General features: G+C 66.9%; 8 protein-coding genes. 4 read left to right on the top strand and 4 right to left on the bottom strand.

The genetic code is table 11. The features are described from left to right. Nucleotides 1-83 precede the first annotated feature (83 nt). From AC5Y5V_RS07215 to AC5Y5V_RS07200, 4 genes are all read right to left on the bottom strand, one after another. Nucleotides 84-842 carry an alpha/beta fold hydrolase gene (locus tag AC5Y5V_RS07215; protein WP_499932254.1) on the bottom strand — a complete coding sequence of 253 codons (759 nt, stop codon included), beginning with the start codon at nt 840-842 and terminating at the stop codon, nt 84-86. Nucleotides 843-1,077: 235 nt separating this feature from the next. After that, the gene (locus AC5Y5V_RS07210) at nt 1,078-1,320 is read right to left on the bottom strand and encodes an acyl carrier protein (RefSeq protein ID WP_499932252.1); all 243 of its coding nucleotides are present in this window, start codon (nt 1,318-1,320) and stop codon (nt 1,078-1,080) included. Further along, on the bottom strand, nt 1,317-2,966 hold the full coding sequence (locus AC5Y5V_RS07205; RefSeq protein WP_499932250.1) for a fatty acyl-AMP ligase: 1,650 nt from the start codon (nt 2,964-2,966) through the stop codon (nt 1,317-1,319). The genes AC5Y5V_RS07210 and AC5Y5V_RS07205 overlap by 4 nt, the downstream gene beginning before the upstream one ends. Nucleotides 2,967-3,060: 94 nt before the next feature. Next, nucleotides 3,061-4,317 (bottom strand): aminotransferase class I/II-fold pyridoxal phosphate-dependent enzyme, encoded by a 1,257-nt coding sequence (locus AC5Y5V_RS07200; RefSeq protein ID WP_499932487.1) that lies wholly within the window; start codon nt 4,315-4,317, stop codon nt 3,061-3,063. 272 nt (nt 4,318-4,589) lie between these two features. Here AC5Y5V_RS07200 and AC5Y5V_RS07195 point away from each other — a divergent pair, with 272 nt between their 5' ends. From AC5Y5V_RS07195 to AC5Y5V_RS07180, 4 genes are all read left to right on the top strand, one after another. Next, the gene (locus tag AC5Y5V_RS07195) at nt 4,590-5,018 is read left to right on the top strand and encodes an MmpS family transport accessory protein (protein ID WP_499932248.1); all 429 of its coding nucleotides are present in this window, start codon (nt 4,590-4,592) and stop codon (nt 5,016-5,018) included. Nucleotides 5,019-5,047: 29 nt separating this feature from the next. Beyond that, nucleotides 5,048-7,882 carry an MMPL/RND family transporter gene (locus AC5Y5V_RS07190; protein WP_499932485.1) on the top strand — a complete coding sequence of 945 codons (2,835 nt, stop codon included), beginning with the start codon at nt 5,048-5,050 and terminating at the stop codon, nt 7,880-7,882. A gap of 199 nt (nt 7,883-8,081) precedes the next feature. Next, nucleotides 8,082-11,573, top strand: coding sequence for a PE family protein (locus AC5Y5V_RS07185; RefSeq protein WP_499932246.1), 3,492 nt, complete (start codon nt 8,082-8,084; stop codon nt 11,571-11,573). A 550-nt stretch (nt 11,574-12,123) separates the two neighbouring features. Further along, nucleotides 12,124-13,884 (top strand): PE domain-containing protein, encoded by a 1,761-nt coding sequence (locus tag AC5Y5V_RS07180; protein WP_499932244.1) that lies wholly within the window; start codon nt 12,124-12,126, stop codon nt 13,882-13,884. Nucleotides 13,885-13,902: the final 18 nt, after the last annotated feature.

Here is a 13,902-nt window from a genome sequence, read left to right as displayed (position 1 = left end):
GGGTCGGCGCGCCCCGGCAACACCGCCGACCGCGCGGCTATCCCGGCGACAAAGTTGGCGAGTAGTAGAACCTGCGCCGGTTCTTACGCGTAAAGCCGACAGCGCTCAATGAGGATCTCGGCCAGCCGCTCCGGCTCGCTGACCATAACCATGTGACACGTGTCGACCTCGATGAGTGCCTGCACACCGCCAAGCGCGGCAATGCACTCGCGTTGAATCTTCATCGGGACGGCGCGATCACGCCGAGTGAGTATCCACGTGCGTGGCACATCGTCGGGCATACCGCTGCGGTCAACTTTTTCTATCATGATGGGCGCTGATTCCTGACAGGACCGAGCCAGCGTGAACCTGCGCAGTGCGGGAGTCATTCCGTTGCAAAATACAAACCTCGCCAATGCAGTAGGCAAACCTCCCGGACGGACCGAACGGCCTTTCTGCACCTTGCGTTTCGCAGTGCGACGTGCGAACCAACTCAGTGCCCCGGGCAACGTGTCCACCAGGGCGCCGCCATTGGCTGGTACCTGCGCGGTGGCCAAAATCATCTCCCGTACCCGCGCCGAGCCGAGCTTGGTGACGACGCCGGGGACGGTCACCCCAGCCAGCGAATGGCCGACGATCACGAGGTCGTCGAGCGCAGCATTCTCGATGTCCGACACCACCGAGTTGACCCACCCGTCGATACAAGCCGTGGTCAGGTCACCGGCCCTATTTCGCCGACCTGGCAAATCAACGGTCAGCACCTTTAGTTCCGGCTCCACGCTGCGGATCGCGTCGACGGTGGGCTCCCAACAATCAGCGGCGAACCCGCCCCCGTGCACGAGAACCAACGCGGGCAGAGCCATAAAGGGACCTCCTTGGGCGCTCGGCGCTGACCAGCATCTTAAGGCGGGCAACGCGACCGCGCGCCAAGTTCGCCCGCCAAGCCCGCGCGAAGGGTGCGACGAAGGTTGGCCGGCGTGCCAAAACCAGCGCCGCACCCCGAAAGAAGCGTGGCCGGTAGTTGTGCACGCGTGCACAAGTTGAGCACTGACTCGAACACGTGTGGGATTCCGCGTCGCGACCCGGACGGGTACTGAGCTACGCGCTCTCAGCGACGTTGGCGTTGACCCACCTGATGACGTCGTGCACTGTCTCGACCGGTATTTCGGAATCTATGAGCCGCATCTGCAGATGACTTTCGAGGGTGGCAACGAGTTCCATTTTGCGCGGTGAGTCATAGCCCAGATCGTCCACAAGGTGCGAGTCAGCAGTCACTGGCTCCATTCGATCGGGCGCCAGCCGGGCAACAATGGACAGAATCGACTGATCGAATGAATTCACCCTGCAACCACCTTTCCGAACATTTCCTTGGCCACGACATGGCGAACCTTGCCCGAGGGCGTCTTAGGGATCGACGCCCTGCCCACCAGCAGCACGTTCGGACTTAATCCCGTCGCGTTCAACACTTTTCGGGCGATCTGGCGGCGAATTCCTCGGCTTACGTCGGTGGGATAGTCTTCGGCCGTTTCGGCGACAATCCTGATCTCCTCGCGCCCGTCGGCAAGCGTGACACCAAAGGCAACCACCCCACCGCGCCGCACACCGTCGGCCGACTCAGCCAGTCGCTCGATTCCAGCGGGAAAGATATTGCGGCCGGCGACGATAATGACGTTCTTCTGGCGACCACATACGACGATTTCGCCATCTTCGGTGAGGTAGCCGAGATCGCCCGTGCAAAACCATCCGTCGCCGTCGACGGCGGCGACGTCCCCGTCGACGGTGAGGTAGCGATGGGCCACCGCGTCACCGCGAATGACGATCTCACCGACGTCACGCACCGGCAGACTAGCCCCATCCGCACCGGCGATCCGGACCTCAATGCCGGGCATCGGACGCCCCAGGACCACGAAATCCTTCCTGGGCGCCTCGTCGTCTTCTACTGGTACCGCGCGGCAACGCCTTTCAAGCTCGTCAGCGCACACCATCTCGAACGTCAGCGGTTGGTCCACGCGCGAGAACGACACCGCCACGGTCGCCTCGGCGAGGCCGTAGGCCGCCCCAACCGCCGAATCCCGCATACCGAAACGGGAAGCTTCCCGCGCAAACTCTTGCATAGTGGCCGGATCGATGGGCTCGGCGCCGGACACGACGCATCGCAGGGCACTGAGGTCGTAGGCGCCGTCATCGACAGCCTTGAGCCTGCGACTGACGATTGAGTAAGCAAAGTTGGGCGCCGCGGTCACGGTGGCCCGCTGCTCGCTAAGAATCTGGATCCAATTCAGCGGTGATTTAACGAATTCTGTTGGAGGAACATACACCGCGTCGTTGCCGGCTAACATCGGCGAGACGAGATAAGCGATAAGACCCATGTCGTGTGAAAGAGGGAGCCAGCTCATCGTGACGTCTTCGTCGGGGTCGAGCGCCACCTCCGCCAGCATCGCCACCACGTCGGCGAACAGGTTGCGGTGGGTGATCGCCACGGCCTTGGGGTCACCTGTCGAGCCGGATGTGAGTTGATTGAGGGCGACGTCGTCCTCATCCGTCGGTACCGTAACCGAGTCGAGGTCCGGCCACGCCTGGGGGATCTCGATCACCCGATAACCGGACGCCCGCAGCGCGTCGGCGACGCCGAAGAACGGCTGCCCTATCACGACGCAGCGGGCACCGAGCATCGTTAGCACTCGCAACGTGCCCGTGTGCCACTCGGCGAGATCCGTTTGCGGGGTTGGCTGTTGGAGCATCGTCATTGCCGCGCCCACCCGCCAGATGCCCTGCATGACGGGCGCGACGTCCTCGGCGTGGGAGGCCAGCACGCCTACCCTGTCGCCGCGCACAACTCCCTCAACGGCCAGTCGGCCGGCTACCCTGGCCGCCGTCGTATGAATGTCGCGCCAGCTCACGAAGCGCAACGCGCCCACAGTGCCGAAGTGCAGACCCAAAGAGGAATTCGCGGCCGTCACGGCGATGCTGTCTGTGAACCTACTCATGTCCTGGCAGTGTCCCTATCTTGCGCAGCCATCCAGAGAGCGTCGAGCGGCAATACATTCGATCAACTGATGTTCGCTTGAGTGCGCTGCACTTTCAGCGTTCCTCGCTTGTTATTCGTTCGTCTCGAGCGCGGCGCACAGCTGAGGCGATGACGTCCGCCGCGCGCGCGATTTGCGCGGGTGAGTGGGTAGCCGAGACACTGCATCGCATCATGGCCTCGTTCTCGCCGACCGCGGGGGCCAGAGCGAGCGCGCAAAAGACGCCGTCATCGAACGCGTAATTCCATGCCGCGATCGCGTGGTGATCAAGCCCGATCCATACCGAGACGTGCGGTGCCACGGCGCGTGAGCCGTCGGCCCGCACGATCTCGCCTTGCACGTCTAGTCCGTGAGCCGCCAAGCCGTCGCGCAGCGCGCGCGCATTGGCCAGGACCGCGGCGGCGCGTTGCGCTCCTTCCTCGCTTCGGATGATGCCAATCGCGGCGAGGGTCGCTGCCATCGCCGCCGGCGCCGCCGTAGCGGTGAAAATGTGCGAATGCGAGTGGCATTTGAGCAGATCAATCAGGTCTTGCGAGCCAACGACATAACCGCCGGTGGATGCGAGCGCTTTCGACATGGCGCCCATCACCACATCGACGTCCCGAGCGCACCCGAACTCCTCTGCGATGCCAGTTCGTTGCGACCCGAAGATGCCGACGCTGTGCGCCTCGTCAACCAGAATGCCGACGTTGTATTTGTTGGCCAGCTCCGTGATCCCCACCATCGGCGCTACATCGCCCTGCATCGAGTACAGACCGTCGATCGCGATCAACTTGGTGCCGCCGCGGCCGGCGGTACGAATCAGGTTGCGTTCTAGCGACTGCAAGTCGTTGTGCGTGAAGAACCGCGAACTAGCACCTGACAGTCGGATACCGGCTTCGATCGACGCGTGCACTTCGCTGTCGGGGAACGCGAGGTCGGTGGCGCCCAGGAGGGTCGTGACGATGCCGACGCTGGCCAGGAAGCCGCTGTTGTAGACCAGCGCCGCCTCGGTCCCGTACCAGTCGGCGAACGCTTCCTCCAGGTCGGTCTTCACCTTCAAGGTGCCGCAGAACGGAGGGGCGCTCCCGCACGAAGGCCCGTACAAATCGGTCGCCCGGTTGGCAGCCTCGATTATGCGGGCATCGCCGCCCAAACCCAGAGAGTTGTTCGACCCGAGCATGATCCGCGGTTGTCCGTCAATCACCGACGTCGGCCCCGGCGCCGACTCCATGCTCCTGAAGAACGGCAGCTGATTGCGATCGGCGTAGTGGCGCATGACGGCCAGTCGGCGATCCTGCTGTGCTCGCGCCTCGATGTTCAGCCTCGACATCTTCAACACCGGTCCATTAGACAACGCGCTGATCCATCATGGAGGACTTTTCGCCGCGGTCATCACACCAAGCCGGAGCCCTTGCGGTAAGGCCATCGGTACGGCACCCAATCGGCGCACGTGCCGGGATGCGCCGGGAACGCCGGCCTAGCCACAGCCACGCAGCAAAGCCAGACGAATTTTCTTAGTGGCATCAAGCGGCGGCTGAAATCGCGATAGGTTCTGCGCAACGCATCGCGTTGGCACTCGGACATCGATGATTGGGGCGTTCAATGATTAGCGTTCTCAGACGCGTCTGGATACCGATCGTCGTGGTCCTGGTTGCCGTCGTCGGGACCGTCACCGTCGTGCGGCTGCATCGGGTTTTCGGCTCACATCAACGTGTTCCAGATGCCGGCAACGCCGACGCGATCATCGAGTTCAGCTCCAAGCACGTTCTCTACGAGGTCATGGGTCCGGCGGGGATGACCGCCACCATCAACTACCTCGACGCCAGTGGGCAACCGCATGAGGTTGATGACGCGACGCTGCCTTGGTCGCTCCCGATCGTGACCACCCTGACTGCGGTAGTAGCAAACGTGGTTGCGCAGGGCGACAGTGACACCCTGGGTTGTCGCATCACTGTCAATGGCATGGTCCGCGAAGAGCGGATGACCGAAGCGCATCATGCTCAAACCAGTTGCTTGGTGAAATCCGCTTGACCACCCCACACGCAACCGATCGGTTGTATATGGTCGCCCGGAGCATCCGGTTGTTGTCATTGCCGGTGATTCTGTTCTGGGTGGCACTGACCATTGTCGGCAATATCGTGGCGCCGCAGTTGCAAGAGGTCGCCAAAGCTGAGTCGGTGTCGTTGAGCCCCAACGATGCTCCTTCGATGATCGCGATGAAACGCATCGGCAAAGACTTTCACCAGTTCAATTCCGACACCACCGCAATGATTCTGCTAGAGGGCCGGGACAAGCTTGGCGAGGATGCACACCGGTTCTACGACAAACTCATCGAAAGGCTGTCGGCCGACAGGGCGCACATCGAACATGTCGACAACTTCTGGGGGGATCGGCTGACGGCAGCAGGCTCGCAGAGCGTCGACGGCAAAGCCGCATATGTGCAGCTGAATCTCGTTGGTGATCTGGGTGGTTCGCGGGCCAGGGAGTCCATCGCCGCCGTGCGACGGATCGTGGACAGCGTGCCGCCGCCGCCGGGGATCAAGGCCTACGTGACGGGTCCGGGACCGCTCTCCGTCGATCTAGACGAATACGGCGACCGCAGCCTGCAAAAGATCACCGTCGTCACCATCGCGGTGATCGCGATCATGCTGCTGCTGGCCTACCGCTCACTTTCGACCGTCCTTTTGATACTGCTCACGGTTGGGATCGAACTGTTCGCCGTCAGCGGCGTCATCGCGATCCTTGCCATGAACAATCTCTTTGGCCTTTCCACCTTCGCCGTCAGTCTGCTGGTACCCATGACGATTGCTGCAGCGACGGACTACATCATTTTCTTTATCGGTCGTTATCAGGAGGCCCGCGCAGCGGGTCAAGACCAACAACCGGCCTACTACAGCATGTTTCACGGAACGGCGCACGTGGTCCTGGGATCGGGCCTGACCGTCGCGGGGGCGTTGTTCTGTCTGAGTTTTGCCAGGCTTCCGTATTTTCAAAGCCTGGGCTGGCCATGCTCGATCGGCTTATTGCTGGTGGTCTTGGCCTCGCTTACCCTCGCTCCCGCCGTCGTCTACCTGGCCAGCCGATTCGGGGCATTTGATCCAAAGCGAACGACGAGGACCCACTGGTGGCGCCGCGTCGGCACCGTCGTGGTCCGGTGGCCCGGGCCAGTGCTGGTCGTGACGGTGCTGATATTGACGATCGGACTGCTCGCCTTGCCGAAGTATCAGACGAACTACAACGATCGTTACTACATCCCCGACACGGCGCCGTCCAGCATTGGCTATCGCGCTTCAGACCATCACTTTCCGCAAGCCCGCATGGAACCAGAAGTGCTGATGATCGAAGCCGATCACGACCTGCGTAACCCCACCGACATGCTCATTCTGGACAAGATCGCCAGAGGCGTCTTCCACCTTCCCGGCGTCGCGCGGGTGCAAAGCATCACCAGGCCGTTGGGGGGTCCGATCGACCACGCGTCGATTCCGTTTCAGATCAGCATGCAAAGCGCCATGACGCTCGAGAACTTGCGGGATATGAAGGACCGCGTGGCCGACATGGCCAAGATGACCGATGCACTGCAACGGATGATCGAGATCACCCAGCGTACGGAAACCCTGCAGCGACAGGTCGCAGATGCCAGTCACGACATGAACGTTCGCAGCAAGCAGATGCACGCCACCGCTAACGAATTGCGAAACCAACTCGCCGATTTCGACGACTTCTGGCGACCTATGCGTAGCTACTTCTACTGGGAGCCCCACTGCCCGAATATTCCGGTCTGCTCGTCGCTGCGGTCCCTATTCGACGCGGTGGATGGCGTTGACAAGCTCACCGAGGATCTCGGGAACTTCGCCCTCAGCCTTGACCGTTTCGACACCCTCCAGCCGCAAATCCTCGCCCAGGCGCCGCCGATGATCGCGACGATGCAGATCGTTAAGGGACTTGCCCAAACGCTCACAAGCTCCTTTGCGGGGATGGTCACACAAATGGAGGACATGGCGCGCAACGGAACCGTCATGGGGCAGGCGTTCGACGGAGCCAAGAATGACGATTCGTTCTACCTTCCGCCGGAAGCCTTCGAGAATCCCGACTTCCAGCGGGGTCTGAAACTTTTCCTGTCGCCCGATGGAAGCGCAGCGCGGCTCGTCATCACCCACAAGGGCGACCCCGCGACTGCCGAAGGCATCTCCCACATCGACCCGATCCTGCAAGCCGCCACCGAGGCCGTAAAGGGAACGCCCCTGGCCGCCGCGAATTTCTATCTGGCCGGCACCGCGTCCACGTACAAAGACATTCACGACGGCGCCACTTACGACCTTCTGATTGTCGTCGTCGCGTCGCTCTGTTTGATCTTCATAATCATGCTGGCGATCACCAGAAGTGTGGTCGCCTCCGTGGTCATCGTCGGGACGGTCACCCTTTCGTTGGGCTCGTCGTGCGGGCTTTCCGTCCTGATCTGGCAGCACATCCTTCATATGCCGCTCAACTGGTTTGTGCTCGCGATGGCCATCATCGTCATGCTGGCCGTCGGATCGGATTACAACCTGCTATTGGTCGCCCGATTCCAGGAAGAAATCGGGGCGGGCGCCAAAACGGGCATCATCCGATCCATGGCCAGCACAGGCCGCGTCGTCACCACCGCCGGCCTCGTGTTTGCCATCACCATGGGCTCGATGTTGAGCAGCGATCTTCGTGTCATCGGGCAAATCGGCACCACGATCATGATCGGGCTGCTATCCGACATCCTCATCGTCCGGACCTTCATGACGCCCGCCATCGCAACGCTGCTGGGTCGCTGGTTTTGGTGGCCACGGCGGGTACCCGCCCACACCACGTGGAGGGCGGCTCGCACCGCCGCCGACGGCTCAAGGCTGCGCGAACGAAGTATCCACTGAAGTCAAGCGGTCTTTAGCGACTGGTCGCGATGTGGTTTAGCGATTCCCTCGCCGCCCCCGCGGGGCCAGGTGAGCACGTAGCGAAGCTCGATTCCCTTCGGTCGATTACTGCAATTCAACGGACAAATCCAGTCCGATTCGTGCAGGCTGGCTGCCAGTTCCTGGCTGTTCGTGTCGCTCGACAGGATTGGGGTTGGTGATGTCTTTTGTGATGGCCACGCCTGATGCATTAGCCGTAGCGTCGGCGGATTTGAGCGGCATCGGCGAGGCGATCAGACACGCCAACGCGGCGGCAGCACCTTCGACGACGAGCATTTTGGCGGCCGCCGGTGATGAGGTGTCCACGGCTCTGGCGCGGGTGTTCGGCAGCTACGGCGCGCAGTTTCAGGCGATGAGCGCGAAAACAGCGACATTTCATCACGGGTTTGTACAGGCGTTGGGCGCTGGAGCAGCTACCTACACGGCCGGCGAGGCCGCCAATACGTCGCTGCTGCAGACCCTGGAGAACAGCGCGCTGAAGCTGATCAATGCGCCCACCGAGGCGCTGTTCGACCGTCCGATGATCGGGAACGGGGCTGATGGGGCGGCGGGGACCGGCCAGGCGGGCGCGGACGGCGGGATTTTGGCCGGCAACGGCGGCAACGGTGGGTCGGGTGCCGCCGGCAAGTCCGGTGGGGCGGGTGGGGCGGCCGGAATATTCGGCTCGGGCGGTAACGGTGGCGACGGCGGGGCCGGCACTACCGCGGGTGTGGCCGGTGGTAACGGCGGGTCTGGGGGCGCCGGGGGCATCCTGGGCCACGGTGGGAACGGCGGTGGGGGCGGAGCTGGTGCGGCCGGCGCGCCCGGGCAAGCCGGTGGTCGTGGCGGCGACGGCGGGCAGGGCGGTGCCGGCAGCCGCAGCCCCGCCGGCGACGCGGGCGGGCTTTTCAGCGCCGCGGGCAACGGCGGCCACGGTGGCAGCGGCGGTGCGGGCGGGGCCGATGCCGGCAACGGCGGCGGTGCCGGTGGTGTGGGTGGCAACGGCGGCGCCGCAGGCGCTCCGGCCACGGGCGCGATCGTGGGCCCTGCCGGTCACGGCGGCGATGGGGGCACCGGCGGCAATGGGGGCACGAGCAACACGGGTACCGGCGGTGTCGGTGGGCACGGCGGCAATGGGGGCGGCGGAGGCGCCGGCAACGGTGGCGCGTCCGCTCCCGCCGGCACCGGTGGCGCCGGCGGTGTCGGCGGCGACGGTGGGAGCAGCACCAGCGGCCAGGGCGGCGGCGGTGGGGCCGGCGGCAACGGCGGTGGCGGCGGCAACGGCGGCACCGCCACCAGCGGCGGCAACGGCGGCGACGGCGGTGCCGGCGGCAACGGCGGCGGGAGCAGCATCAGCGGCAGCGGCGGTGCCAGTGGCGCCGGCGGCAACGGCGGCGCCGGCGGCAACGGCGGCGGCGCAACCTCCAACGCAGCCGGAGCCGCCACCGCAGCCGCAGCTGGCGACGGAGGTGCCGGCGGCAACGGTGGCAGTGCCGGCAAGGCCGGCACCGGTACCCATATCACGAGCAGCGGTGGTGGCGGCGGCAACGGCGGCGCCGGCGGCAACGGTGGCGGGGGCGTCGGCTCCGTCAGCGGCGGTAAAGGCGGGGCGGGCGGCAACGGCGGCGCCGCAGGCACCGGCGATTACTCCGAAACCGGCGGCAACGGCGGCGCGGGCGGCAACGGTGGCCTGACGGCGAACGGCGTCTTCGGCCCAAGCGGGGGCGCGGGGGGTGCCGGCGGCGCCGCCACCGGTGGCATCGCCGCGAACACCGGCGGCAACGGCGGCCAAGGCGGGATTGGCGGCGTGATGGCGCACGGCGTCGGCGGCGGCACCGGCGGCGCCGGCGGCGCGGGTGGTGCCGCTTCGGGCACCGTCGGCGGCGGGAATGATGGCGGAGCCGGCGGAGCCGGAGGCGCCGGAGGCGCTGCCACGAACTCCTTGTTCGGTGGCGCAGGAGGCGCCGGTGGCGCAGGTGGCGCTGCCAGCGGCGGCAACTCCGCGCACGGCGGAGCCGGCGGCACAGGTGGCGCCGGCAGCGACGGCGGCCACGCGAGTGGCAGCAGCCCCGTAGCGGGTGGAGCCGGCGGCACGGGTGGCGCCGGCGGCGCCGGCACGGGCGCCACCCACACGAACGCCGCCGGAGCCGGCGGCACGGGTGGCGCGGGCGGAGGCGGCGGTACCAGCTCGGCCGGCGGCGGGTCGGGTGGCGCCGGCGGGGATGGCGGCGCCGCGGGCGCCGGTCCCGGCGGCAAGGGCGGCAACGGCGGTGCCGGTGGCGCGGGGGCCGCGGGCGCCACGGACAGCGGCGCCAACGGCGGTGACGGCGGGCGCGGCGGCAGCGGCGGCGCCGGGAGCACGGGAACCGGCGGCAACGCCGGCAACGGCGGTGCTGGCGGTGCCGGCGCCGGAGGTAAGGGCGACACCGGCACTGGTGGTGGCAGCGGCGGCAACGGCGGCAACGGGGGCGCCGCCGGCACGGCCGGCACCGGCGCCACGGCCAGCGGCAACAGCGGGCACGGCGGCGCCGGCGGCAATGGCGGTGCCGGAGCTCCGGGCAACATGGGCAACATCGGCAAACCCGGCCACACGGGTGGCGCCGGCGGTAACGGCGGCAACGGCGGCGACGGCGGCAGTGGCATCGCTGGCAACGGCGGCACCGGCGGCGCCGGGGGCGGCGGTGGTCCTGGCGGCGAGGGCGACTTCTGGGGTGCTAACCACGGCGGCAACGGCGGGGCCGGCGGCACGGGCGGCAACGGCGGCAACGCGACCGCGGGCGGCACCGACGGCTCCAGCGGCGCTGGTGGCGCCGGTGGGAACGGCGGCAACGGCAGAGGATCTGGTGGCCTCAGTGCCGACGGCGGCAACGGCGGCAACGGTGGTGCCGCCGGCAAGGCCGGCACCGGCGGCACCTCGTTAAGTTCGGTCGGCGGCACCGGCGGCGCCGGCGGCAACGGCGGCAACGGCGGCAACGGCGAGAGCGTCTTCGGCGTCGGCGGCGGCATCGGTGGCAATGGCGGCAACGGCGGCAACGGCGGCGCCAGCGGTGCCGGCGACCTCGCCGAGACCGGCGGTGCCGGCGGGAAGGGCGGCAGCGGCGGCGAGGCGGGCTTCAACGGGCTCGGCCTCTTCGGCTTAGCCGGCGGCAACGGCGGCGCCGGCGGCATCGGCGGCGCCAGCACCGGCGGCCTCGCCACGGACCTCGGCGGAGCCGGTGGCGTGGGCGGAACCGGCGGCGCTGGCGGCACAGGCCCCGTCGGCGTCGGATTCCCGGGCGGCCCGGGTGGATCGGGCGGCCAAGGCGGATCCGGCGGCGCAGCTTCCGGTCCCGGGGCCACCGGCGGCAACGGCGGCGCGGGCGGCACGGCCGGCGTAGGCGGCCTCGGCGGCCAAGGCGTACTGGCCCCGGGCGGCGCCGGAGGCTTAGGCGGCTACGGCGGTAGCGGCGGCGCAGGCGGCATCGGTGTCGGCGGCACCGGCGGCCACGGCGGCGACGGTGCCAACGGCGGCAAAGGCGGCCAGGGCGGGCCTAACTCGTTTGACCAGCCCGGCGATCCCGGCTCCGCCGGTACGACCGGCACCTCCGGCGGCAGTCCCATCGGCGGCCTCGGCGGCCTCGGCGGCCTCGGCGGATTCGGTGGCCCCGGCGGCGCCGGCGCTCGCGTCGACTAGGCCGTGTCTGACAGATGGGTTGGGCACCGCACTGGGCGCCGGCTTTCTCGTAACGCCTGGGGCTCGTGAGGCCGACGCAGCGCCGCGGCGTGAGTCCCGCCGGGCCCGTTGGGCCAAATTCCAGGCCACACTGGCCGGTCACCACTGTCGCTTGCCAAGCGGATGGGGAGCGAGCCTTGTGCTCGACGAACTAGACGACTTGAGGCGCAGGATCGAGCGAGCAAGCACATAGCGCGGTCTCGGACAAACCGGCGATCCGGCAATTCAGATTATGCAGCCAAACCATTGCCCATTAGTGGGCGCAGCTAAGGGCCAACACTCCCCCGACGGCACGCCCGAGGCCACTGTCCAAGGCCCAAAGGTATTGCATCGCAAAGAAAAATCGCCCCGGCGTTGCCCGATCGCTGAGTTTGCCCAACCGCTACCAGCCCACCCCCGCGCCGCCAAAGTTTCGGCGACGCGCGGGAGAACTATTGATCACAACCGCCTCGACGCGCATAGTGCCCGTTAGATTTTTCCGCAACTGAAACCCACACACGCAGGGGTGTCAATGACGCTAGTGATCGCAGCACCGGAAACGATGACCACGGCGGCGTCAGAGTTGGCCCGCCTGAGTTCACAGCTGGGCGAGGCGAATGCGCTCGCGGTGGGGCGCACCGGCGCGTTGCTACCCGCCGCCGCCGACGAGGTGTCGTCGGTGATCGCGTCACTGTTTTCCGGCCACGCTCGCGAGTTTCAGTCGCTCAGCACCGAGGCAACGACTTTTCAGGAGGAGTTTGCCCGGGCATTGAGCAGCGCGGCAAATTCGTACTCCGCCGTTGAGGCGGCGAATGCCTCGCAATTGCGCACGCTGCAAGACGGCGCCTTGGCCATGATCAACGCGCCCTTCAAGGCGCTCTTGAACCGCCCACTCATCGGCAACGGCGCGAACGGCGCCGCGGGCACCGGCGAGAACGGTGGGGCCGGCGGAATCCTCTGGGGCAACGGCGGCAACGGCGCCGACGGCGGAATCGGGCAGGCGGGCGGCAGGGGCGGTGACGCCGGGCTGTTCGGCAACGGCGGTAAGGGCGGCACCGGTGGGACTGGCACGGCCGGCGTCGCGGGCTCGAACGCCCTGGCGGCCAGCGGTGGCACCGGCGGCGCCGGCGGCGACGGCGGTCATGGCGGGCTGTTGTCCGGTAACGGGGGCGACGGCGGTAACGGCGGTCGCGGCGGCAACGCCGCCACGGGAGGCTTCGGCGGCGACGGCGGCGCGGCCGGGACCGGTGGTCAGGGTTCGGCCTTTTTCGGCCATGCGGGCACCGACGGTGCGGTGGGCGCCCGTGGCGCCGACGGTGGAACCGGCACCGGCGGGGGCATCTACTCGCCGTATGTGGACATCACCCTCTGGCCTTCGTCGGCCGGCTACGACTTTGCCGCCGCGGCCCAGGCGGGAGTCCACAACGCCACGCTCGCCTTCATCACCGCGGACCCCAATGGCCTTGCGGCGTGGGGCGGTTACCAGGCCTATGACGTCACCGGCGGCACCGACAGCTGGTACATCAACCAACAGATCGCCAACATGCACACCGCGGGCATCAACGGGACCATCTCGTTCGGCGGCGAAGCCGGCACGGATCTGTCGGCGGTGCCTGGTCAGACGGCCGCAAACCTGGCGCAGCAGTACATGAACGTCGTCAACACGTACAAGATCTACAACCTCGACTTCGACGTCGAAGGTGCCTTGCTCAGCAACCAACAAGCGCTGACGATTCAGGCGCAGGCGATCCAGCTGGTGCAGCAGCAGGCGGCGGCGGCCGGTACGCCCGTCACCGTCTCCTACACGCTTCCGGTGCTACCGACCGGCCTGGTCGAGGGGCAGACCGGCGGCCTGAACGTGCTGCAGGTTGCCGCGACAAACGGCGTCAGCGTCTCCAAGGTCAACGTCATGGCCATGGACTACGGCTCCGCCTTCGACCAGCCCGGAAACCCGGGCATGGGCCAGTACGCGATCGACGCGGCAACGGCCACCCATAGCCAGTTGATGACGCTCTACCCGGTCACCAGCCAGCAAGCCTGGTCGATGCTCGGGGTGACGCCACTGATCGGAATCAACGACGACCCGAGCGAGATATTCACCCTCGCCAACGCCCAACAGCTGACCACCTTCGCCCAGCAGAACGGCATGGGCTCCCTGTCGATGTGGGAGCTGCCGCGCGACCAATCGGGCACGTTGGGCGTACCAGATGCCAACAACGGCAGCGGGATAGTCCAAACTCCGTTCGAGTTCTCCCAGATCTTCGGGCAGATCGAAACCTACAAACGGACCTGACGCCGGATACCCGCGGCA

The organism is Mycobacterium sp. NGS68 (assembly GCF_059812195.1).
Note: the sequence above shows the minus strand (reverse complement) of the source record. Positions and strands in the feature narration are given on the sequence as shown.